Consider the following 26839-nt stretch of genomic DNA (forward strand, 5'->3'; position numbering starts at 1 on the left):
ATTTTCCAAATCCTGATCAAATTGTCCCAAATAGTTAAAGCTGATCTCAGGCTGCAAGGTTAAGGAATGATCGGTATCACCCGCAGACATATATTTCAAAATACCGTAGCCAATACCCTTATGCGGTACATGGCGCAGGTCTTCCTTCACCCGTTTGATCCGCTGCTCTACCTCTGCCTTGCCGTCAACATCGAGCAGCACCGGATACTGGCTCGTAAACCAGCCCACTGTACGTGTGATGTCGATATCTGGAACAATAGCTTCCCGGCCATGGCCCTCCAGATTGACCAGTATGCGCTCCTGGCCGCTCCAGTTGTATAATGCCGTGCCGAGTGCAGTTAACAGCAGATCATTCACCTCCGTGTTATACGCACGGTGTGCCTCCTGAAGCAGCAGTCGTGTTTCCTGCTCGCTCCAAGCCACTGTCACAATTTCACTGTCTCTCAGCGGATAATGCTGTCCTTCCGCTCTCTCGTAATCCTTAGGCAGCGATACGAATTCCGTTTGGGCAAGACGCTGCCAGTATTCGCGTTCGTCTTCGCTGGCCGGACTATTCGCATATTGAGATAAGCGCTCAGCCCAAGTGGAGAACGAATCCGTTTTGTATGGCAGACGAATCGCTTCTCCTCGAACCGCCTGCTCATATCCAGTGGCAAAATCCTCAAACACAATCCGCCATGAAATGCCGTCCACCACCAAATGGTGAATTGCAATCAGCAAATGATCTCCATCCATGCAATGGAACAGCCCCAGCTTGACCAGTGGTCCCTCTTCCAAACTAATGGAGCTTTGAATGGCATTTGCTTTCGCTTCAATGGCCTTCACCACGTCCGCAGCGTCTTCTACGTCCGTCAGATCAACAACGTCCAGACTGTACATCTGGCCTTCGTTCAAGCCACGATTCCACGCTTCATAGCCCTGTTCGGTCTGACGGAAGACCATGCGCAGTGCATCATGATGCTCGGCAACCTTGGTCACCGCTTGATGCAATGCGTCTATATCGAAGCCTTCCACTCTATGCAGCATGACCGACTGGTTGAAATAATGCGGCTCTGCCGATGATTGTCCAAAGAACCATTGCTGGATCGGAGTCAATTTAACTGCCCCCGAAATTACCCGCTGATCAGCAGTACGGCTGACCTTATGCACATGACCACTCAGCAGCGATATGGAAGGATATTGGAACAAATCCTTCATTTCCAGCTTGTAGCCAGCTTGCAGCAAACGGGAGGATACCTGGATGGCCTTGATCGAATCGCCGCCCAGATCAAAGAAATTATCCAAAATCCCGACTCTCTTCGCACCCAACACGGCTTGCCAAACGGAAACCAGCGTCTGCTCCAGCGCCGTGCGCGGCTCTACATAATCCGCTCCGCTTTGCAGGCTGCCTTCCGGTGTCGGCAGGGCCTTGCGGTCGATTTTGCCGTTTGGTGTCAGCGGCATCTGCTCCAGCTGGATGAAATACGAAGGCACCATGTAATTTGGAAGCTCCTCGCCCAGCAAACCACGCAGCTCGCCTGCACTCACTTCCCGCTCGGCCACATAGTACGCCACCAGTTGATTTTGCCCCTGCTCGTCCGCCTGTGCCAGTACGATGACTTCTTGCACGTCTTCCACTTTCAGAATTTGGGCCTCGACCTCGCCCAGCTCGATCCGGTAGCCCCGGATTTTGACCTGATGGTCGATCCGTCCCAAGTATTCGATGTTGCCGTCCGGCATCCATCTCGCCAAGTCACCCGTGCGGTACATTCGTTCGTAACCCGCTTCTCCAGCAGCGAACGGATTCGGTACAAATTTCTCTGCCGTCAGCTCCGGACGATCCAGATAGCCGCGGGCCAGACCCGGACCGGATACGCATAGCTCACCCGCTACGCCCACCGGCGCCAGATGTCCATGCATATCCACCATGTATACCCGGTGGTTCGGCATAGGACGCCCGATGGAAATCAGTTGCCCTGCTCTCTCATCCTCGGATACCGGCCAGATCGACGTCGCGACCGAGTTTTCGGTTGGACCGTAGCCGTTATAGTACGCTACTTGATCCTTCCACTTGTATACCAGCTCTGTTGAAGACGCTGAACCTGCAGTGAACAGAATACGCAGGTTTGGCATCCGTTCCGGCTCCAGATACACCGCATAGGTTGGCGGCAAGGCTGCCACAGTGATTTGATGATCCGCCATATATTGCTCAAAACGCTCGTAGTTCAAAATCGTCTCTGACGTTGGAACATATAACGTGGCTCCACAGAACAGCGCCTGAAAGATTTCCCAGCAAGCCGCATCAAACGAATAGCTGGCGAACAGCAACGCATGATCCGTCGTACTGATTCGAAGAGTCTGATCAAAATACGTTTTCAGATTGCACAGCCCATGGTGCTCCAGCATAACGCCCTTCGGCTGTCCCGTCGTACCCGATGTATAGATCACATACGCCAGATCGTTCGGACCGGACAACGGCTCCAGATTGGAACCATCCCCGTGATACACACTCTGCGCTCCATCCAGCACCAGTACGTTGCCATCGAAAACTGCTTTGTCCACCAGATGACTTTGTGTTAACAACAGCTTCGCTTCCGAGTCGTCCAGCATGTAGCGGATACGCTCCTCTGGATAGGTCGGATCGATTGGGACATATGCACCCCCGGCTTTCAAAATCCCGAAAATGCCCACGATCATGTCTATCGAACGCTCGGTCATCAGACCCACCAAACGATCCTTCGTCACTCCCTGACTGCGCAAGGTACGCGCCAAGCGATTCGCACGTTCATTCAGCTCGCGATAGCTCAGCAGCTCTCCTTCGAAGAACAACGCTGCCTGCTCCGGTGTCTGCGCTGCTTGCGCCTCGAACAAGCCGTGAATCGTTTGCCCGCTTGGATACTCGGCCGCTGTATCTCCCCATACGCCCAGAATTTGCTCGCGCTCCTGCTCGGTTAACATATCCAGCTCTTGCACCCGAATGTCCGGCTTCGCTGCCACCTGCTCCAGCAGCTGCACCAGATGGCCTCGTATTTGTTCTACACTTTCACGTTCAAATGCCAGTGCATTATAACCAAAGCTCATGTGGATGGTGTTCCCCGGCAGCACCACCAGGTTAAAGTCATAGTTGGTCTGCTCGATAGACTCGGCTCCTGTGATACTGAAGCTGGACTCATCATCACCGTTGCCTAATTGCTCAATTTGCTCCTCTACCGGATAGTTTTCAAAAATAAGAATATGATTAATCAAATCCTGTTTAAGCTCCGACAGCCCCTGAATTTCATACAACGGGTACGTATCGTAGGCATGGGAAGCAATGGATTGCTGCTGATTTTGCTTCATCACATCCGAGAACAAGCTGTCCTCTTGAGTGCTGATGCGTACAGGGACCGTATTGATAAACAGACCTATGATGTGCTCCACATTTGGAATTTCTGCCGGACGTCCAGATACTACGCTGCCAAACACCACATCATCCGTGCCGTTATATTTCTGCAGCAAAATGCCCCAGACGGTCTGCATCAACGTATTAGTAGTCACCTGATAACGCTTGGCTACTCGCTGAATGCCAGCCGTTAGCTCCGCACCCAGGTCAAAGTCCAGACGCTCTGCCTGATACCCCGTTTTGCCCTGAATTTTTGCTTGTGGCAAGCGGGACTGTTCCTCATACCCTTCCAGATATTTGCTCCAGTAACCGGATGCAGCCTGACGATCCTGCTGCTCCAGCCATTCGATATATTGACTGTATGGCGTTACAGGTGCCAGCTCCGGCTGCTTATGAGCCAGTGTTGCAAAATAGCTCGCAAACACTTCGCCTGTCACCAGCGACAAGCACCAGCCATCCATCACGATATGATGGAAGCTCCATACAAAACGGTACGCATCCTCACCTGTGCGTAAAACAGCGACACGCATCAATGCATCCTGCGCCAGATTAAAGCCTCTCTGCTTGTCTTTGCGCGTAAATTCGAGGATGTAATCGTTTTGCTTCACTTCCTCCATATCCCGCAAATCCTCTACATACAGCTCGCTACGCTTATTCCGGTACACGACCTGAAGCGGTTCATTCTTCCAGCCGCTGTAGAAATTCGTGCGCAGTGCCGTATGCCGCTGCACCAATATATCCAAACTTGCCGCAAACGCAGCAATGTTAAAGTGTCCTTGCAAATCAAAGGATGCCTGCTCAAAATAAGCTCCTGATTGTGAATCCATGAGATTGTAAAAGAGCATGCCCTTCTGCATCGGGGTCAGTGCGTATACATTTTCCAGCTCACCGGTATGGGCAGCCTGCTCCGCAATTTGCTCCAGCTCCCCAATCGTCAGGCCTTTGAAGGACACATCACTCGGGGTCAGCTCCGGCTGTTCCTGAGCGGCGCAATGCGCAATTACCTCTTGCAAGGCGGATTGCAGCAGGCCCGCCACCCGTTTCAGCGTTTCCTTGCGATACTGCTTGCGGCTGTAAGCGATCGTCAAGCGCAGCGTGCCTTCCGAGATCATCGCATTCAAATCCAGTGTGTACGGCAAACGGGAATGTGCATCCTCTGTCTCCCCGGCACTGTAGGACGACAACGTAATTCCGCTGTTTTGCAAATCCTGGTCGACCTGACCCAAATAGTTAAAGCTGATTTCCGGCTCTGCTGCGATCGTACGCACTTCATCCGCAGCGGACGCAGGGGACAGATAACGCCAGGTGCCATATGTCAGCCCTTTATGCGGAATTCGGCGCAGACCTTCCTTCGTTTCTTTAATCCGCTGTGCCAGTGTCATTCCCTTGCCTGTCTCCAGCAGCACCGGATACAAGCTCGTAAACCAGCCGATCGTGCGCGTGATATCCACCTCTGGCAGAATGGCTTCCCGGCCATGGCCCTCCAGGTTCACCAGCACCTGTCCTGCACCTGTCCAGTTATGCAGCGCCAGCCCCAGTGCGGTCAGCAGCAAATCATTGACCTCGGTGTTGTAGGCGCGATGGGCCTGCTTCAACAGCTGCCGGGTTTCGTCTTCGCTCCACTCCACCGTCAGCACTTCACTGTCGGTATGCAAGGAGCCTTCATAGACAAAATCCTTAGGCAGCGGAGCCATCTTGGCTTTGACCTGCTCTACCTGCTTCCAATAGGTCGCATCCGAAGCAGCCGAGGAACGATGAGTGTAAGCCGTCAACTCGCGTGCCCACGTCTGGAAGGAATCCGTTTTATAAGGCAATCGTACAGGCTCGCCCTTCACCGCTTGCTCGTAGCCTGTAGCGAAATCCTCAAACAGAATCCGCCACGACACCCCGTCCATTACCAAATGGTGAATGGATATCAGCAGATGATCGCCCTCGGTTGTGCGGAACAATCCCAGCTTGACCAAAGGTCCTGCGGACAGGTCGATGCTGCTTTGGATTTCCGTTGCTTTTGCTTCCAGAGCCTCCGAATAGGTCGCCTGTTCACGGTAATCCACCGTTTCCAGCGTATACAATGCGCCTTCATCCACACCGCGTGTCCAAGCCATATAACCGGAGGAAGCCTGACGGAAAACCGTACGCAGCGCATCATGATGCTCCACGATGTGATCCATTGCCTGGCGAACCGCCGTCTCATCAAAGCCTGTGGCGCTATAGAGCATAACCGCCTGATTAAAGTGCTGCGGACGCTCGCGCTCCTGGGCAAAGAACCAGTGCTGGATCGGAAGCAGCGCCGTTTCCCCGCTTACTTCTCCTTGGTCTGCCACGCGGCTTACTTCGTGCATATGCGGTGCCAGCCCAGCGATCGTTGGATACTGGAACAGATCCTTCATATCCAGCTTGTAGCCTGCCTGGAATGCACGGGACGCGATTTGAATCGCCTTGATCGAATCGCCGCCCAGATCAAAGAAATTGTCTAAAATACCGACGGTTTGCACGCCCAGTACCGACTGCCAGACCGCCACGAGTGCCCGTTCCGGCGCCGTACGCGGCTCTGCATAATCCGCTCCGCTTTGCAGACTGCCTTCTGGCGCTGGCAGGGCCTTGCGGTCGATTTTGCCATTTGGACTCAGCGGCATTTGCTCCAGCTGTACAAAGTACGACGGCACCATATAGCTTGGCAGCTCCCGGCCCAGTTCATTTCTCAGTTCGCCAGCACCGATCTCCTGCCCGGCGACGTAGTACGCCACCATGTGTTTTTGTCCCGTTTCATCCGCACGCGCCATAACGACGGCTTCTCGTACGGACTCCACTTTCAGCAGCTGTGATTCCACCTCGCCCAGTTCGATCCGGTAGCCCCGGATTTTCACCTGATGATCGATCCGGCCCAAATATTCGATGTTGCCGTCCGGCATCCATCTCGCCAAATCACCCGTGCGGTACATCCGCTCATATCCGGCTTCGCCGCCTGCAAACGGATCGGCAACAAATTTCTCCGCCGTTAGTTCCGGTCGGTTCAGGTAGCCGCGGGCTACGCCTACACCGCCAATGCACAGTTCGCCTGCAACCCCGATCGGCTGCAATTGCTCCGTTCCTTCCTTGACGATGTACAGACGGATGTTCTGAATCGGTTTCCCGATCGGAATCACCGCATATTCTTCTCCTGGCTCGCAATCGAAGTACGATACGTCCACGGTCGCTTCCGTCGGGCCGTACAGGTTGATCAGCTTCGCTCCGCCCAGACTCGACACGAGCCGTTGGAACCGCGCCACATGCTGCGGCGGCAACGCTTCGCCGCTGGCAAATACATGGCGCAGCGTGCCCAGCTTCGCTTGCATCACTTCCCGTGGCTGCTGCTCCACATATTCCAGGAACGCATGCAGCATGGCAGGCACAAAGTGCATCGTGGTGACTCTATCACGGGCAATCGTGTCGACGATGTCCTCCGGATTCTTTTCCCCGCCAACGGGCAGCAGGCTCATCTTCGAGCCAACCATCGACCACCAAAACAGCTCCCACACCGACACGTCGAAGGTGAAGGCAGTCTTTTGCAGGATCGTATCCTCCGCACTCAAGCCGTAGCGGTCATGCATCCACAAAATCCGGTTCAGGACCGAATGATGCTCGACCATAACGCCCTTCGGTTTTCCGGTGGAACCGGAGGTGTAAATGACGTAGGCTACATGGTGCGGTCCGGCCAATGGCTCCAGATTGGAGCCGTCTTCGTGGTAAATGCCCTCACGATCCAGCACCGAATGGTCCAGGTCCAGCACCTTGCCATCAAAGCTCAGCGACGCCTGCTCAGCCAAATGTGATTGCGACAGCACCAGCTTCGCTCCCGAGTCCTCCAGCATAAAGCGGATGCGATCCGCCGGGTATTCTGGATCAATCGGCACGTAGGCTCCGCCTGCTTTGAGGATCGCGTAGATACCCACGATCATTTCCAGCGAGCGCTGTGCCAGAATGCCTACCGGCTGATCTGGCTGAACTCCTTCCGCACGCAGCGTCCGGGCCAAACGGTTCGCACGCTCATTCAGCTCAGCATAGGTCAACGATTCCGCTCCGCACAGCACCGCCGTTTGCTCCGGCGTGTTCGCTGCCTGCTGCTCGAACAGCGCGCTTAACGTCTGATCCTGCGGATAGACTGCCGCTGTATCTCCCCAGACCTGAATAATCTGCGCCTGTTCTTCTGGTGTCACCAATTCGAGCTCATTCACACGGATGTGCGGATTGTCAACAATTTGCCCGATGACATGGTCGATATGACCTTGGATACGCTGCATAGCAGCTCGGTTATAAACCAGGGCATTGTACTCAAGCAAGATGGAGATATCCTCGTCAGGCACTACAATCAGGTTAAAATCATAGTTGGTTTGCTCTGCAATGGCCACGTTTGTTATGGATAAACCAGCCTGTGTGCTTGTCTCGCCGGAGCCGGTCGCCTGACTGATCTGCTGCCCGATCGGGAAGTTTTCAAATACCATAATATGATTAATCAGGTCTTGCTTTTGTTCGGTCAGCGCCTGAATTTCGTACAACGGGAACGTGTCATACGCACCGGAAGCCAAAGCCTGCTCCTGTGTACGCTGCAATATTTCAGCAAACGTTGCATTCCGCTCACTGTAAATGCGAACCGGAATCGTATTGATGAACAGCCCGATCATGTTTTCCACACCCGCAATTTCTGCCGGACGCCCGGATACAACACTGCCAAACACAACATCCTCATTGTTGTTGTATTTCTGCAAAATAACGCCCCACACGCTTTGCAGCAGTGTATTAATCGTTACATGTTGCTGCTTGGCAATTTCGTTCAATGCCGCGCTCCGTTCTTCACCCAGCACGAATGACAGCTTTTCCGAAACATATCCGGAATTTGAAGTCACACCGCTTCTGTCTGTTCCCTCAGCCCGTTCCATTACAGATGCCTGTACACTTTCCCCGGGCAACCAGGTCTTCTGCTCAAAGCCAGCCAGATAGTCGCTCCAATAGCGGGTTGCTTCCTGCGCATCCTGCCGTTCCAGCCATTCAATATATTGACTATACGGTTTGACAGGTGCCAACACTGGCTGCTGCTTCTCCTTCAGGGACAAATATGCACCGAACACTTCTTCTGTCACTAGTGACAAGCACCAGCCGTCCATCACGATGTGATGGAAGCTCCACACAAAACGGTACGAGCTATCAGCCGTACGGAAGACCGTTACCCGCATAAGCGCATCCTTGCCCAAATCAAAGTTTTGAGCCTTATCCCGAGCCGCAAATTCAGCTATACCGTCTTCACGCCCTCTGACATCCTCATAATGGAAGACCGGCTTTTTGTGGCGGTAGACGACCTGCAGCGGTTGACCATGCCAGCCACTGTAGAAGTTCGTCCGGAGTATCGCATGTCGGCTTACCAGCAAATTCAGACTTGTCTCAAATACATCCGGCTCGAAATGTCCTTCCAGATCAAACGTCGCCTGTTCAAAATACACTCCTGATTCTGCATTCATCAGACTATGGAACAGCATACCCTTTTGCATTGGCGTTAACGGATATACATTCTCCAATTCTCCAACGTCTTTTGTCTGCTCCATAATGGTGGCTAATTGCTCCAGCGTCAGACCTTTTAACAGTACATCGCTTGGAGTCAATTCAGTCCGCTCCCGTGTGACACAATGCTCGATGATTTCAAGCAGGTTTGCTTTTAACAGGTCAGCCAGCATTTGGATCGTATCCTTGCGGAAGGCCTTGCCGTTATACCGAATGTCCAGCTCCAGTTCGCCGTTCGTGACGAGACCGCCCACATCAAGCGCGTATTTCATCTTCGTCCGATCACTGACGACCGAGCCAATCGGGTAAGGAGACATGCGAGTATCACTGTTGTGCAAATCCTGATCGAACTGTCCGAGATAGTTAAAGCTCACTTGTGGCTCGGCGTAACCTGCATCGGATTGACCAACGACCTGACCGGATTGACTCAGATGCCGCCAAATACCGTAGCCGATTCCTTTGTTCGGAATACGACGCAGGCTCTCTTTAACCTGTTTGATGCGTCCCGACAGACTACGATCACGACCGAGGTCCAGCAGCACTGGATATTGGCTCGTAAACCAGCCTACAGTACGCGAAATGTCCGTATCCGGTAAAATGTCCTCACGTCCGTGCCCCTCCAGATTGATCAGGCTGCGTTCATGACCGGTCCATGTGTACAGCATCATGCCCAATGCAGTCAGAAGCAGATCGTTCACTTCCGTGTTATATGCGCGGTATGCCTGCTTCAATAACTGTGTTGTCTCTTCTTTCGTAAGCTTGACAATTACTGTATCCGTGTCAGCCAAGGTAAATCTGCCATCCTGAGCCTGATCCTCAGGCAGCCGTGCTTGATCAGCCAAAGCGGATGCGTTCAATTGTTCCCAATAGGCGCATTCACTTTCCATTGCCGCACTATTCGCAAAAGTGGACAGTCGTCCAGACCAGGAACGGAAGGAATCCGTTTTGTCCGGCAGCTGCAGCACTTCCTGATTGACGGCTTGTTCATAGGCTGTAGCCAAATCCTCAAACAAAATGCGCCACGATACCCCGTCCACCACCAAATGGTGAATCGCCAGCAGCAGATGATCCCCATCAGCACAGTGGAACAGGCCGACTTTGAAAAGCGGTCCTTCATGCAAACGAATACTGCTTTGAATTTCGCTGGCTTTTGCCTCAATCGCTGCGCTGAGCAAGGCTTCATCCGTCAGGTCCGTAAAGTCCAGCACATCCAGGTGATACAGCTCACCTTCCTGTAATCCGCGGTTCCATGCTTCATAGCCTTGCTCGGTTTTGCTGAACACCGTCCGCAGTGCATCGTGATGCTCTGCCAGCTTATGAAGCGCCTGACGCAGAGCCGATTCATCAAAGCCCTTCTCCCGGTGCAGCATGACTGCCTGATTAAAGTGATGGTCGTTCACCTGCTCCTGCTCTGCAAACCAGTACTGTATCGGCGTCAGCGGCACTTTTCCTGTAACCTCGCCCTGCTCGGCGGTTCTCTTGTCCGCCAGACGCAGATGCGGAGCCAGTTCCTTGACGCTCGGATATTTGAACAAATCTTTCATATCCATCTTGTATCCGGCTTGAAGCAGTCTGGAGGAGAATTGAATCGCTTTAATCGAATCGCCGCCCAGATCGAAGAAATTATCCAGCGTGCTGATTTGTCCAGCACCAAGCACCGTTTGCCATACAGCCGCGAGCGCCTGTTCCGCTGCTGTTTGTGGTGCTACATACTCAATTCCAGTCTGTAATCCGCCTTCCGGTGCCGGCAGTGCTTTGCGGTCCACCTTGCCGTTCACCGTCAGTGGAATCTGCTCCAGATGAAGGAAATAAGATGGCACCATATAGCCCGGGATTTCCTGCGCCAGCAGATTTCTCAGTTCTCCTGTACTCCACTCCCGATCAGAGGTGTAGTACGCGCACAGTACTTTTTGTCCAAATTCATCCTCGCGTGCCAACACCACAGCTTCCCGAATGGAATCGATATTTAACAGCTGAGTCTCCACTTCACCAAGCTCAATCCGGTAACCGCGAATTTTAACCTGTTGGTCAATCCGTCCGGCATATTCCAATATGCCATCCTCACGCCAGCGGACAAGGTCCCCCGTGCAATACAGACGGTCTCCCTCCACCCAAGGGTTGGACAGGAATCTTTCAGCCGTCAGCTCAGGACGGTTCAGGTAGCCACGTGCAACCCCGTCGCCACCGACAACCAGCTCACCCCAAGCTCCAACCGGCTGCAGATTGAACGCCGAATCCACAACATACGCCGTCGAATTGCGGATTGGACGTCCGATCGGCACAGAATCCAGCTGTTCTTCTGTAATGTGGTACGTTGTCGAAAAGGTAGTATTTTCCGTAGGCCCATAGCCGTTAATGATGTTCATATCCGGATTATCACGCAGTACCCGGTTAATATGCGGTGCGGACAGCACATCGCCTCCGACCAGCAAATACTTCACATCGCCGAACAGTTGACTGTCCTGCTGTGAAAGCTGATTAAATAACGGTGTGGTCAGCCACATCATGTTGATACGATGATCCCGTATTGTCTCCTTGAGCTTGGCCGCGTCCAGAAGATCATCCTTGTGCACAAGCACCAGCTGACCGCCGTTCAGCAGCGCGCCCCAAATTTCAAACGTCGATACATCAAATACAAACGCGCAAGTCTGCAGCATTCGCGTCGATTCATCGAACGGCACATAATCCGTATTGCGCACGAGACGCACGACACTTTGATGCTCAACGACTACGCCCTTCGGCTTGCCTGTGGAGCCTGAGGTATAAATGACATAAGCAGCATGATGGCCCGCGCCAGCAATCTCCAGATTGGAGTCATCCAGGCTGTAAGACGTTTCATCATTCAGATTGACAATCTGTCCGTCAAAATAGCAGCGGTCCAGCAAATCCTGCTGAGCCAGCAGCAGCTTGGCTCCCGAGTCCTCCAGCATATAGCGGATACGGTCTTCCGGATATTGAGGATCTACCGGAACATACGCGCCTCCAGCCTTCAAAATAGCCAGCGTTCCGGTAATCATATCCAGCGAGCGCTCGGTCAGAATACCGACAGGTTCATCCGCCTTGACTCCTGCATCCCGCAGCGTATGTGCCAATCGGTTGGCCGCTTCATTAAGCTCCCGATAGGTTAGAGATTGATGTCCCAAAGCTACGGCCATATGATCCGGCGTCCGCTCAGCCTGCTCCTCAAACAGCTTTTGGATCGTCTGATTGCGCGGATATACAGAAGCAGTATCATTAAACGACGCTGTAATCTGTTGTTTTTCCGACACCGTGACCAATTCCAGCTCTTCAACACGAACATGCGGGTTGAGCGAAATTTGTTCCAGCAGACGCGCAAAATGTCCATGCAGACGCTCAATGCCTGCCTGATCAAAACTAAGCGCGTTATACATAAAACGAATCTTTATGCCTTCTCCCGGCATAACGGCTACGTTCAGATCGTAGTTGGTTTGCTCTGTAGCCACCACGTTCGAAATCGTAAATAGTTCCTGTCCTTCGCTTCCCAGTTGCTCTACCTGCTGCTCCACCGGATAATTTTCAAATATCATAATATGATTGATCAAATCCTGCTTCTGCTCGGTAAGCGCCTGAATTTCATACAGCGGGAAGGCGTCATAGGCATTGGAGGCCAGCGCCTGTCGCTGTGTTCGCTTCATCAGCTCGACAAAGGCTTCGCCCTTTTCTGACTGCACGCGCACTGGGATCGTATTAATAAACAACCCGATCATGCGCTCCACACCCGGAATATCACCTGGACGACCGGATACAACGCTGCCAAACACGACATCCGTACTGTTGTTATATTTTTGCAGCAGGACGCCCCATACTGTCTGAATCAATGTGTTGATGGTCACCTGATTTTGCTTTGCCACCCGTTCAATCTGAGCGACCAGCTCTGGCTGGAAGTCGCATTCCAGCTCTCCGGCGACATATTCCCCGGCTTGTGTGGATTTCGGCTGCGTTTTTTGCTGTGGAAGCGTAATTTGCTGCTCATATTCAGCCAGATATCCGCTCCAGTATTGCAGGGACGCCTCACGATCCTGACGCTCCAACCATTCGATAAAGCGACTGAACGGCGTGACAGGCTCCAGCACTGGCTCCTGACCTGCACGAAGTGCCAGATAGCTGCCAAATACCTCCTGCGTCATAAAGGACAAGCACCAGCCATCCATCAAAATGTGATGGAAGCTCCAAATAAAGTGGTACATTTCATCCCCGGTTTGCAGAATGGAGACACGAATGAGTGCATCCTCTGCCAGACGGAATCCTTTGGCTTTATCTGCAAGGATAAAAGCTTCAACCCGAGCTTCACGTTCCTCTTTTGCCAGTCCGCGCAAATCTTCGTAATACAAGGCTCCGCTGCGGCTGCGGAAGACGACCTGCACAGGCTCATCCTTCCATGAACTGATAAAGTTCGTCCGCAGTGCCTCATGTCGTTGGACGAGCAGATCCAAGCTTTTGCCAAAAGCAACCACATCAAAACGTCCGTTCAACTCAAAGGTTGCCTGCTCAAAATAAGCCGCAGAATCCGTGTCCATCAGACTGTAGAAAAGCATGCCCTTTTGCATGGGTGTCAAGGCATACACATTTTCCAGCTCACCCAGATCCCGCGTATCTTCCACCAACTGCTCCAGCTCGTCCAGTGTGACGTTATTTAACAGAACATCACTTGGGGTCAATACCGTTCTTTCTTGGGCGACACAATGGCTAATCACCTCACGCAAGCCAGCTCCCAGCAGTTCTCCAAGCCGTGCAATCGTTTCATGACGGAATTGCGTTGTGCCGTAACGAATCGTGAAAAGCAGCTCGCCATCCTCAATCACCCCATTGATATCCAGCGCAAAATCCATAGCCGCGTTTGTGCTGACAGGCACACCGATGGAATAGGAGGAAGGCTGCAGATCATTGCCTTTATAATCCTGATCAAACTGACCCAGATAGTTAAAGCTGATCTCCGGCTCCGCTTGAAGCTTCACACCTGCTTGCGCAAAAGCATCCGTATTTGACAGGTATCGCAAAATACCGTAGCCAATGCCTTTTTGCGGGATATGTCGCAGCCCTTCCTTGACCTGTGTGATCAAACGAGCGGTATTTCCACCTTGTCCCAGACTTCCATCCAGTACAACCGGGAACTGGCTCGTAAACCAGCCAACTGTGCGCGTAATATCCACATCCGGCAAAATGGCCTCCCGTCCATGGCCCTCCAGGTTGACCAGCACCCGTTCAGAACCGGACCAGTCATATACGGCTTTGCCGAGTGCAGCCAGCAGCAGGTCATTCATTTCCGTGTTATACGCGCGGTGAGCCTGCTTGAGCAGCAAATCCGTTTCCTGTTTCGTCCAGCGGACTGTGACAACCTCACTGTCTCCAAGCAAGGCGTGATCGCTCGCAAAATCCTTCGGTAACGGCTTCACCATGCTTGCTTCCGCTTGTTCGATATGCTGCCAGTAAGCAAGCTCCCGCTCCATCTCCGTACTGCTCGCATAAGCCGACAGATGCTCAGCCCATGTCTGGAACGAATCTGTTTTATGCGGTAGTCGAAGGGCTTTGCCTGTTTTCCCTGCGACAGCTTGTTCATAACCAGATGCCAGATCCTCCAGCAAAATACGCCACGAGACGCCATCCACCACCAAATGGTGAATGACGATTAACAAATGATCGCCTTCAGCGCATGGGAACAGACCGAGCTTCACAAGCGGACCCTCGCTCAAATGAATGCTGGCTTGAATTTCACTCGCCTTGGCTTCCACAGCGCCAGCTTCGTCTTCAACCCCGCTGAAATTGACAATTTCCAGTGTATATAGCTCGCCTTCCTCCACACTGCGATTCCAAGCTGCGTAGCCATGCTCTGTCGCGCGGAATACGGTACGCAATGCATCATGATGCTGCACAATGCGTTCCATAGTATGGCGCAGCGCGTCTACATCAAAGCGTCCAGCTCGATACAGCATCATCGCCTGGTTGCTGTGATGTAGGTCAACTGGCTGCTGCTCGAAGAACCACCGTTGAATAGGTGTCAGCTCTACCTTACCTGCTGCCTCTTCCTGACTGGCGATTTTGCCATCTGTGCGGAGCAAAGGACTCAGTGAAGCTACCGTCGGATTGCTGAACAGGTCTTTCATGTCCAGTCGATAGCCTGCTTGCAGCAAGCGGGACGATACCTGCAGCGCCTTGATCGAATCGCCGCCCAGCTCGAAAAAGTTATCCTGCGTGCCTACCGCTTCCACGCCGAGCACCCCGGCCCATACCGCAGCCAGTACCTGCTCGACCGTTGTACGCGGTGCTACATAGGCTGCGCCGGTATGGAGGCTGCCTTCCGGCTCCGGCAAGGCCTTGCGGTCGATTTTGCCGTTGCTGGTCAGCGGGATCGTCTCCAGACGCATCAAGCGTGCAGGCACCATGTGTGCTGGCAGCCCGGCTTCCAGCTCTGCCTGTACCTCCTCGATTCGCAGCTCCGCTTCTCCCGTGAGATATCCGCACAGATACTTGTGCCCGCGCTCATCCGTCCGGTCGATCACCACCGCTTGACGCACGCCCGGCACCCGCTGGATCGCCGTTTCGATCTCGCCCAGTTCGATCCGGTAGCCCCGGATTTTGACCTGATAGTCCATCCGGCCGATAAAGTCCACATTCCCGTCCGGCATCCACCGCGCCAAATCGCCGGTGCGGTACAGTCGTTCACCCGGTACGTACGGATTCGCCACGAATTTCTCGGCCGTCAGATCCGCACGGTTCAGATACCCGCGTGCTACCCCGGCTCCGCCAATGCACAGCTCGCCCAGCACGCCGATCGGCACTGGATTCAGCTGGCTGTCCACGATGTAGAAGCGGGCATTGAGCCACGCCTGACCAATCGGCACATTGCCACTGCTTGGCAGCTTCGATAGCTCTTCGTCGTAGAAGCTGGAATCAATCGCCGCTTCCGTGACGCCATAGCTGTTAATAATGCGCATATCCGCGCCAAATCGTTCCTGCAGCACCCGATAATCCGTTACGCTGCAGCTGTCCGAACTGGTGATCAGCAATTCCAGGCTGCTCATGTCCAGTCCGTGTTCATGCACATGCTGCATGAACGGTACGATCAGAGCCGGTGTCGATTCGAACACCGTAATCTGATAATCACGAATCCAGCCATACAGACGGCTTGGATCAATCCGGTCGTCTTTCGGGCAGATGACCATCGTGCCGCCGTTATAGAGCGTCCGTGCGATATCGCCGACGAACACGTCGAAGGAGAAGCTCGCCAGCTGCAGCAGCCGTACCGGGAACTGGCTCAGACGGTAATCCCGGCGGTACGCCGCAGCCGTATTCACCAGGCTGCGATGCTCAATCATGACGCCCTTCGGACGTCCCGTTGTCCCGGAGGTGTAGATCACATACGCCAGATCCTGCGGCTCGTTGATGTGCTCGATATCCGTGGCATCCCCGGTGTACAGCGACTCATCGTCCAGCGCCAGCACCGTATGCAGGCGCAGTACAGCCGCGGATTCGGACGCTGCTTCACGGTTAGATAGCGAAGCTGATGTTAAAGGGCTCAGGTCTCCATGGAGAGCATCTTGTTCCATCGCCTCAGCGCTAACCGCCGTTTCCAGTTGCCCCTCAGACTTCCCTCTGGCCAAGGCCCACACGCTTTCCTCCAGCCATGCCTGAGCACGCTCCTGCAAGCCGATTTGGGTCAGCAGCACCGTCGCCCCGCTATCCTCAAGCATGAAGCGGATTCGCTCCGACGGATAATCGGCATCCAAAGGCACATACGCGCCTCCAGCCTTCCATACCGCCAGTACGCCGACCAGCATGTCCACCGAACGTTCACTCAAAATGCCGACAATCGACTCGCGTCCAATGCCTTCATTCCGCAATCTGCGGGCCAATTGGTTCGCACGCTCGTTCAGCTCACGGTACGTTAGCTGCTGCTGCTCGTACACCACTGCCACATGATCCGGTACAAGCTGCGCCTGTTCCTCCACATAGACATGGAACAACCATGCTGCTTCCTTCACATCACTCCACGCAGACACGCCAACGGAACCAAAACCGTCGATGATTTTCGCTTTTTCCTCAGCAGTCACCAGCTCAAGCTCATCGACCAGCGCATCCGGTCTATTGATTGCTTCCTCTATAATGTGCAGCAAATGCTCACGGATTTGCTCTATAGCCTCACGTTCAAACGCCAGCGCGTTGTATTCCAAATGAACACCGATTTCATCGCCCGGCACAATGGTAATGTTGAAATCATAGTTCGTTTGCTCCGACATGGAAGCATTGGCAATCGTAAAACCATTCGTGGCATGGCTGCCCATTTGCTCCATACGCTGTTCCACCGGATAGTTCTCAAACACCATAATATGGTTCACCAGATCCTGCTTCTGCTCCGTCAGGGCCTGAATTTCATACAACGGATAGGTTTCATAGGCACGGGAAGCAAGCGCCTGCTCCTGTGTCTGCTTCATCAACTGGGCGAACGTAACATCTTTGCCGCTATGAACCCGCACCGGAACGGTATTAATAAACAAACCGATCATTTTATCGATGCCCGGAATATCCGCTGATCTACCCGATACGACACTGCCAAATACAACGTCTCGGCTATGATTATACCGTTGCAGGACCACGCCCCACGCTGCTTGCAGCAACGTATTTACCGTCACCTGCTGCTGTTTGACCAGCTTGTTCATCTGTTCCGTCAATTCACGGCTCAGTGTAAACGAAAGCTTCTCCGCTTCATATTCCTTGGCGTGACCGTCTAACTGCTTCGCTTGCGGCAGCACCGTCTGTTGTTCAAAGCCAGCAAAATAGTCACTCCAGAACCGTTCTGCTGCCGAGTTGTCCTGCCGTTCCAGCCATTCAATATATTCGCTGTATGGTGTTACCGGGGCAAGCTCTGGCTTGCGGCCTTCAAGCAATGCAAAATACGTATTAAATGCTTCCCCGACAACCAGGAACAAGCACCAGCCGTCCATCAAAATATGGTGGAAGCTCCACACAAAACGGTATGTTTCCTCGCTCGTACGTAATACAGATACTCTCATCAGCTCGCCTGTGCTAAAATCAAAGCCCTCTGCTTTGTCGCGCTCGGCAAAATCGGCAATGTACGCGTCCAGCTCCGCTGGCTCCATGGAACGCACATCTTCAAACCGGAATCCGGCAGCCTTATGACGGTACACCACCTGTAAGGGCTGCTCATTCCATCCGCTATAAAAGTTCGTTCTGAAAATTTGGTGGCGGTCCACCAATAGATTCAGACTTTCGGCAAAAGCATCCACCTGGAAGCTGCCTTGCAGATCAAAGGTCGCCTGCTCAAAATACGCTCCCGATTGCGGCTCCATCAAGCCGTGGAACAGGATGCCTTTTTGCATGGGTGTTAACGAATAAATATTTTCCAGCTCTCCTGCAGCAGCGGTTTGCTCTACAATGTGCTCCAGTTCTCCAGCCGTCAGTTCCTGGAAGGACAGATCGCTTGGTGTCAGCTCCGGCAGCTCCTTTTCCACACAATGGGCCAATACCTGACGCAAGCTTTCCTGCAGCAGATCAGCCAGTCTTTTGATTGATTTTTTCATGAACGTCTTGCTGCTGTAGCTGATCGTCAGTTCCAGCACACCGCCCGTGATCATGCCGTTGATATCCAGTGCATACCGCTTGGTCAACGTGTCACTTATGGAAGCCCCGATGGAGTAAGGAGACATGCGGAATGCATTATTTTTCAAATCCTGATCGAATTGTCCGAGATAGTTAAAGCTGATTTCCGGCTCGGCTATAAAAGGTGCTTTCCCTTCCCCACCAGCAAGATATCTCAAGATCCCGTATCCAATCCCTTTATGCGGCAAACGGCGCAACCCTTCCTTGACATTCTTGACACGCCGTCCCACATTTCGGTCCTCGCCCATATCCAGCACAACTGGGAATTGGCTGGTAAACCAACCGACGGTACGTGTAATATTCACATCCGGCAAAATGGCTTCCCGCCCGTGACCCTCCAGATTCACAAGCACGTGGCTGATGCCAGCCCACTCGTGAACGGCGGTTCCCAGAGCCGTCAGCAGCAGATCGTTCGCTTCCGTATTGTAGGCACGGTGTGCCTGCTTCAAAAATTGCTCTGTTTCCAGGGCCGTCCACACTACCGTAAGTGTACGGTCATCGCGCAGCTGAGGCTTGGTCTCGGATTTGCGAGTGTAATCCTTGGGCAAAGCTGCTTGAGCAGCCCCAGCTTGCTCCAGTTGCTGCCAGTACGCACGCTCCTTCTCCAATGCTGTGCTGTTCGCATAAGCTGACAGCTGATCAGCCCACAGACGGAAGGAATCCGTCTTATGAGGTAAACGGACAGACTCGCCTCTTAAAGCCTGCTCATAGCCAGTTGCCAAATCCTCCAGCAAAATGCGCCAAGATACACCATCGACCACAAAATGGTGGATCGCCACCAGCAAATGATCGCCATCAGCGCAGCGGAACAGACCCAGCTTCACCAAAGGGCCTTTATGCAGGCAGATGCTGCCTTGAATTTCACTGGCTTTTGCTTCCAGCGCATGAGCAAAATCAGGCTCATTCGTAAAATCGACCACTTCGAGGCTGAAAAGATCACCTTCTTGCACACCACGGTTCCAGGCTTCATATCCGCCGTCTGCATTTTGCCGAAATACGATACGCAAAGCATCATGATGCTCGACAATGCGTTGCAGTGCCTGACGAAGCGCCGTTTCGTCCATACGATCCTCACGGTGCAGCATCAACGCCTGATTATAGTGCTCCGGCTTGGATGGCTGCTGCTCTATAAACCAATGCTGAATCGGCGTTAACGCTACCGCTCCAGTGACTTCCCCTTGATCCGAGACACGGTTCACCTTCTGCACTCGACCATTCAGCTCAGCGATGGTCGGATATTGGAACAGCTCCCTCATTTCCAGCTTATAGCCGTTTTGCAGCAATCTTGAAGACACCTGAATGGCCTTGATCGAGTCGCCACCCAGATGGAAAAAGTTATCTAGTACGCCGATGTGATCGATACCCAGTACGGATTGCCATACCGATACCAGCGTCCGCTCCACATCGTTTCGGGCTGCTACATAGTCCTCGCCGGAATCCACACTTCCCTCCGGCTGCGGCAACGCCCGGCGATCCACCTTGCCGTTAGGCGTCAGTGGCAATTGCTCCAGCTGCACGAAATACGATGGCACCATGTAGCCCGGCAGCTCTTGGCTCAATGCGCTGCGCAGCTCACTTGCCGCTACATCCGCTTGGGTCACCACATAGGCGCACAATTGCTTCTGCCCCTGCTCGTCCTCACGTGCAATCACGACGGCTTCTCGCACCGCCTCCAGCTTCAACAGCTGTGTCTCCACCTCGCCCAGCTCGATCCGGTAGCCCCGGATTTTCACCTGGGCGTCAATCCGCCCCTTGTATTCCAGCGTCCCGTCTGCATTCCAGCGCACCAGATCGCCTGTGCGATAGCAGCGTTCTCCGCTGCGGAACGGACTGTCGATGAACTTTTCAGCCGTCAGGTCCGGACGGTTGCGGTATCCACGTGCTACCCCATCACCGCCGACGATCAGCTCTCCCCACGCCCCGACAGGCTGGAGCTGCATCGAACGATCCACGACATACGCCGTCGAGTTATGGATCGGGCTGCCAATCGGCACCGATTCGGATTGTACGCCAGTAATCGCATGCGTGGTGGAAAAGGTCGTATTTTCCGTCGGGCCGTAGCCGTTGATAATCCGCAGGGACGGATAAGCCTCCAGCACCCGGTTAATGTGCGGGACGGACAGCACATCCCCGCCGACCAGCAGCTCCCGTATCCCCTCGAACAGCTTCAGATCCTGCTGGGACAGCTGGTTAAAGAGCGGTGCGGTCAGCCACATCGTCGTAATGCCGTGGCTGCGCACGGCTTCCTTGAGCTTCGGCGCGTCCAGAATGACATCCTGGCTCACCAGCACCAGCTGGCCGCCGTTCAATAGCGCACCCCAGATTTCAAAGGTGGACGCGTCAAAGACAACGGCACCGGTCTGCAAAATGCGCGTGTCGGCATCCAATTGCGCATAGTTTGTATTTTTCACCAAACGTACGACATTGCGGTGCTCCACCATAACCCCTTTGGGTTGCCCAGTCGTTCCCGAAGTGTACATCAAATAGGCGAGCCGATCCCCGAATGTACCTGTTTGTGGAATCTCATTTTTCGGATTTGCATAATGGGTATAATCCGCATGATAAGCCTCGTTTTGCTCCAATTGTACGGTATTTAAGCCTTGATCATCCTCTGCTCCATAGACAGTGGCGTCGCTCAGATCCAGCACAATTCCGCTATAGTCATCGGGTTGCTGCTCCGCGCGCTGCACCAGCAGCAGCTTCGCGCCTGAATCCTCCAGCAGGTAGCGTACACGTTCTGCCGGATAATCCGGATCAATCGGCACATATGCGCCGCCCGCCTTGAGGATCGCCAGCATGCCGACGATCATATCTGTGGAACGCTCAGCGACGATACCCACCGTCCGTTCAACAGTAACACCGTAACCGCGCAGCGTATGAGCCAGTCGGTTGGCCTGTTCATTCAGCTGTCCATAGGTTAAACGACTGTTTCCATACACAACCGCCGTCTGATCCGGTGTACGTTCTGCCTGTTGCTCGAACAGCTCATGAATCCCTGCATCGTGTGGATATTCTACTGCTGTAGCATTGAACACATCTACAATTTGCGCCCGCTCTTCGTCATTAATCAGCGACAACTCCTGTATCCTCTTCTGTGGCCCTTTCACCATATGCTCCGCCACACTCAAGAATTGTCGGATGATTCGGGCAATTTCCTGCTCGCTGAACAGCTCGGTACGATAATCCAGGTACAGGACAAGTCTGTCGTCATCCAGCATTTCCACCATGTGAATATCGAAGTCGTTCACCGTATCTCCGCAGAAATCGTTGTTCACCTGCTGAATAGCTTCATCAAAACGGGAGAAGCTCAGCGTACGGTACTGAATGGAAACACCAAACAGGCGCTGAATGTCCAGACTGTTTTGCTGTTCACGCAAATCTTGAATAATTTTGTTGTACGGATAACGTTGATGCCGCAAAATGGACGACTGTTCCTTGCCCACACCTTGCAGGAAGGTCAACAGCTCGGATTCCGGCTCAACCAGCAGGCGCGTAGCCACGGTGCTGACGAACATGCCAATCGTATCCTTTTCCTTTTTCGACGTACGGTTAGCGTACAGTGTACCTACTGTTAAATCCTGTTCCCCCGTTACTTTATGCAAATATATATACAGGGCGGCCAGGAAGAACGTAAAAATACTGATTTTATGCTCCTCACAAAAAGCCGCAACACCACGATACAATTCATGCTCCAGTATATAGCTTTCCCGGCGTGCAGCCGTGCTCAGTGTTAGCGGATTGTATGATTTTAAACCTGTAGTCTCCGGCAAATCGGCAAACTTCTCCGTCCAGTACGTCTTGTCCTTTTCATAACGGTCAGATTGCTCATAGCTTTGCTCCACCTGAATAAAATCCAGATATGGATTCGCTTTAGTCGCCCTGTCTTGACCACTGCCATGCACAATCTCCATGTAATGCGCGGTAATTTCATTAATGGCCTGATTCATGGATACACCATCTGAAATAATATGGTGCATTTTGAAATTAAACCAGGTTTCCTCTGCCCCCAGCTGTAAAATAACAAACCGGTAAAGCTGCGAATCCAGCAATGAGAACGGCTGTGGATTGTTGCGGTTTACCCATTGATCAGCTTCCTCCGGGGTAACCTGGAGCGTTTCTATGTTTTGAGCGGCAAATGGCTCTACATATTGATATGGAATGCCATCCTGAGCAGTGATTTTGATACGAAAAGAATCATTTTGCGCAATAACTTCGTTCATCGCCTGCTGCAATGCATCTATACGAACCGTTCCCTTGATTTTAACCGTTGCAATAATCGTGGACGTGTTGCGATTGGGGTACAAAAGCTCCGTATACCAAATACGCTGCTGTGGCTGGCTTAATGAAATCAATTGAACATCATGCTGAGTCATACGTCTCTCTCCTCGCAAAATAGTTATTGTTAAAAAGGAACTTCGCATATTTATGCGGTTTGTTCCTCAGGATGCTTTCGAAACTGGAGCTCATACAGCTCCGCATAATGGCCGCCCTGGGCAAGGAGCTGGTCATGGGTGCCCTGCTCTTTCAGCTCGCCCTCGGCAAGGACACAGATGGTATCCGCCCGCTCAATCGTAGACAAGCGATGGGCAATAACTAATGTCGTGCGATCCTTCATCAGCTCATTTAAGCCCTGCTGGACTTCGTGTTCCGATTCTGCGTCCAGCGCCGAAGTCGCTTCATCCAGCAGCAAAACCGGTGCATTTTTGAGCAATGCGCGGGCAATCGCGATCCGCTGCCTTTGACCGCCCGACAAGTTGGCTCCGCGTTCACCGACAATGGTGTCGTAACCCTCCGGCAGGTCGGCTATAAAGCCGCTGGCATAGGCCGTTTTGGCCGCAGCCTCTACCTCCTCATCCGTGGCATCCGGTGAGCCAAAGCGGATATTATCCGCTACTGTGCCATGGAATAGCGTAGCCTCCTGCGGGACATAGGCCATCAAATCCCTGACCTCGTCCAACCGAAGCTCACCTGCCGAACGACCACGGACCCGCAGTATACCCTCATCCGGTGGATAAAAGCCCAGTAACAGCTTCATAACTGTGCTTTTGCCACCACCACTCGGGCCGACAAGCGCGGTTACCTGCCCTTCCGGCACGATCAGGCTCAGCCTTCGCAGTGTTGGACGGTCCGGCTGATAACCGAAGGTGATGTCGTGCAGCTCCAGCGCGGCTGGAACTTGTTCAAAGGCATGGCCTGGGCTTACGGTTTCGACATCACTATAAGATCCCTTCGTATCACTGGCTGAAAAAACTGCCGCCTCCGGGTCGATAAACCCAGCCCGCACCCCCTTCTGTTGTGCTACTGGGAAGTGCTCCTGCTCCTGCGACTCATCCAGAATTTCGCGGATTCGCACCAAGCCCGCCAAGGAGTTTTGCAGCAGTGATACAGCCGCCCCCAGCTCCAAAAACACCGTGGAAATGCCGCTTTGCAGCTGCACAATCTGTCCCAGTACTCCCAGCTCCATTTGCTTCTGCGAAACCAGAATCAATCCGGCGACAAGCACACCGCCCAGCGTAATGAATTCAATGAGAAAATTGCACATATCCTGCAAGCCCATATGACGTCCCTGCCGGATGCTGATTCGGTTTATGTCCTCGCTTGTATCGTTGCAAAGTCCACCTACCTTGGTCCGCAAGCCGAACAGCTTCACCGTCTGCAAGCCGGAAAGCAAATCGCTCAACCGTTCCGTGAACCTGCTCATCCTTCCCTGTAACTCATCACTCGTCTGTCGCATCTTTTTTGCGAAATGAGAATTGACCCAGGCTGAGGCCAGCCCAAGTAAAATCGCCATAACCCCAAATCGCCAATCCAGTGCCATCATGATGATCAGCGAGCCAAAAAAGAGCGAAATTTGCAGTATAATCGAGCGAATATGAACGGTGTAAGCCTGCTCCAACGTCTGTACATCGTTGGTCATGCGGGATACAAGATCACCCGAATGGCGTTTTTCGGCCTTTTCATACGATAGCTTGACGATATGCCCGAATAGTCTCACTCGTACATTGGCAATCGCCAGCTTCACACATCGCTTGTACATGTAGCTGCACAGCGGGGAAATAAGACTTAATGCCAAAAATGTACCGCTGACCAAATAAATCGCCCGGTAAAGCTCCTGCACATCGCCATTAACCGCAAAATTCAGCAAATAATGCACCACAAAGGAAAGTAAAATCGTGATGCTCGCATTGGTCAGGCTATTGCCAATCAGCCCGGCAAAATACCGTTTCCGGTGCGGCTTCATCAGGGACATCAGCTGCCTAAACTCATAAAACCCCTGCTTGAAGGTCACGCTTCTCGCTCCTTTCCTCCGGCATCGAATGGCCGTTTTCCGCTGTATGCTGTTCTTCTTCGAAATTTTGCAAATACAGCTTTCGATACTCACCGTCGCGGCCCAGTAATTCCTCATGGGTGCCCGATTCCACAATGCTCCCCTGATCAAGTACAATAATCCGGTTCGCCTGACGCACGGTTGACAGCCGATGAGCAATGACCAGCACCGTCCGGTTGTGCATGGCCGCATTCATCGCGATCTGCACCTGAGCCTCCGACTGGCTATCGAGCGCTGAAGTCGGCTCATCCAGCAGAAGTAGCGGAGCATTTTTCAGCAATGCTCTTGCTATGGAAATACGCTGCTTTTGTCCGCCGGACAGTCCGCCTCCCCGCTCGCTCAAAATGGTTTCATAGCCCTCGGGAAGCTGAACAATAAAATCATGCGCGTGTGCCGCCTTCGCCGCCTCGACAATTTCTTCCCGGGTCGCCTCCAGACGTCCATATCCGATATTTTCTGCAATGGTGGCCGGAAAAAGCGACGGCTCCTGAGACACCATCGAAATATGGCGGCGCAGGCTTGTTAAATTCCAATCTGTCAAACTCTTTCCAAATAGCTGAACGGCTCCAGCATGCTCTCCCGGTTCATTAAATCCGCAAAGCAGCTTGAAAATTGTACTTTTGCCGCCACCACTGGCACCGACAATCGCTACCGTTTCCCCTTGTCGCACCTGGAAACTGATATCCTTGAGCACCGTGTTCCCCTCGTTGTAGCCAAAGGTCAAATGCTCAAAGCTGACCACGACCACAGCAGCGTCATCATCGCTTTCTGCTCCGTCTGTTTCGCTTCCACTGGCTTGACTAACTTGGCAGGCTTCCCTATCTGCATCGTCTTCCAAACGAAGGACCTTATCTCCACGATCCTGACCGGCTGAGGTGATTTCGCCGCCTTGACGTTCATCTGGCCAATCCAGCACCTCAAACAAATGCTTCGCCGCTCCCCCCGCTTCCTTCATCTGCGAAATGATCGTTGGCAGCATGGCAACGGGCTGCAATATGAACGAAATCAGATATAAAAACAGGACAATGCCTCCAGCATTCAGCTCTCCATGTTGAATCAGGTATCCTCCGTACACAATGACCAAAATAATCGGTGTTGCCAGCATCATCACACCTACCGGAGTAATGGATGCATAGCGTTTTTCCAGCCCCAGGCCGCGCCTGACGACCTCCTCCGTAATCACCATATACTTCTTCAACAGCACAGCCTGCATATTGAATGCCTTGACGATAGGAATTCCTCCAATCGCATCCTGCCCGACCGCATTCAAATGAGCCATTTTCTCCTGAAGCTGCTCCGAATATTTTTCAATCGGCCTGCTCATCAATGATGTTATGAGCATCCCTACAGGCATGAGCGCGAGGCTTGCCAAAACCAGCTTCCAGCTTGTCATTAAGAGCAGTGTTAATGATGCTGTAAACACAAGCGGCAAATAAAACAGATTGGCAAACTGCTGGATAAAAAAGTTCTGTAACATCGCCGTATTGTTCGTGAGGCGGGAGACCAAATCTCCGGTGAACTTCCTCTCTACGCTGGAAACCGGTAAATCGCAAAACTTATGTACGAGGTCGCCTCTCAAGTCGCGCAAAGCACTAACGCTAAATCGAGCCGAAGCGTACCTCATCACAAACTTACAGGGCATTCCAATGAGTGTCATACCAACAACCAGATAAATCATGTTCCGGGTGGAGGAGAAGGTCCCCTGTGCCATTTGCTCGATGGCCTTACCCAAAATAATGTCTATGGCTGCCAGGGATAAGGAGGCGATTACCGTTATGAAAACCCATAAATTGTACGGTCTTACATAACGGGCGAGTTTCCGAAAAGCAGAATTGGATCGAAACAAGGACATCCCTCTTTTTCGTTGCTCACACTTTCGCAGTGTGAACTTTTTTTAGATTATAGAATTTATAAGTTTTCAGCGGAGCTGAAACGTTTCTATAATCGCAAGAAAAGCTACGATCACATGCGGTCTAGCTTCT

Annotated in this window: 3 protein-coding genes (1 of these 3 only partly in view); all 3 read right to left on the reverse strand. The window is 52.8% G+C overall.

What is annotated here, in order from left to right; translation table 11 throughout:
• Tightly spaced (at most 50 nt apart), the 3 genes in view from B4V02_RS13735 to B4V02_RS13745 form a layout consistent with a single transcriptional unit that may run on beyond the window.
• Positions 1-22902: the 5' portion of a non-ribosomal peptide synthetase gene (locus B4V02_RS13735; protein WP_094155229.1), read on the reverse strand. The gene continues 19281 nt to the left of window position 1, outside the view; the window shows 22902 of its 42183 coding nt (coding positions 1-22902); its start codon is at positions 22900-22902; its stop codon lies beyond the left edge, outside the window.
• A 50-nt stretch (positions 22903-22952) separates the two neighbouring features.
• Complete coding sequence (locus B4V02_RS13740; protein ID WP_094155230.1) at positions 22953-24818, reverse strand: ABC transporter ATP-binding protein; 1866 nt, start codon at positions 24816-24818, stop codon at positions 22953-22955.
• Complete coding sequence (locus B4V02_RS13745; protein ID WP_094155231.1) at positions 24793-26703, reverse strand: ABC transporter ATP-binding protein; 1911 nt, start codon at positions 26701-26703, stop codon at positions 24793-24795. The genes B4V02_RS13740 and B4V02_RS13745 overlap by 26 nt, the downstream gene beginning before the upstream one ends.
• Positions 26704-26839 lie beyond the last annotated feature (136 nt).

This window comes from Paenibacillus kribbensis (assembly GCF_002240415.1).
GTDB lineage: Bacteria > Bacillota > Bacilli > Paenibacillales > Paenibacillaceae > Paenibacillus > Paenibacillus kribbensis.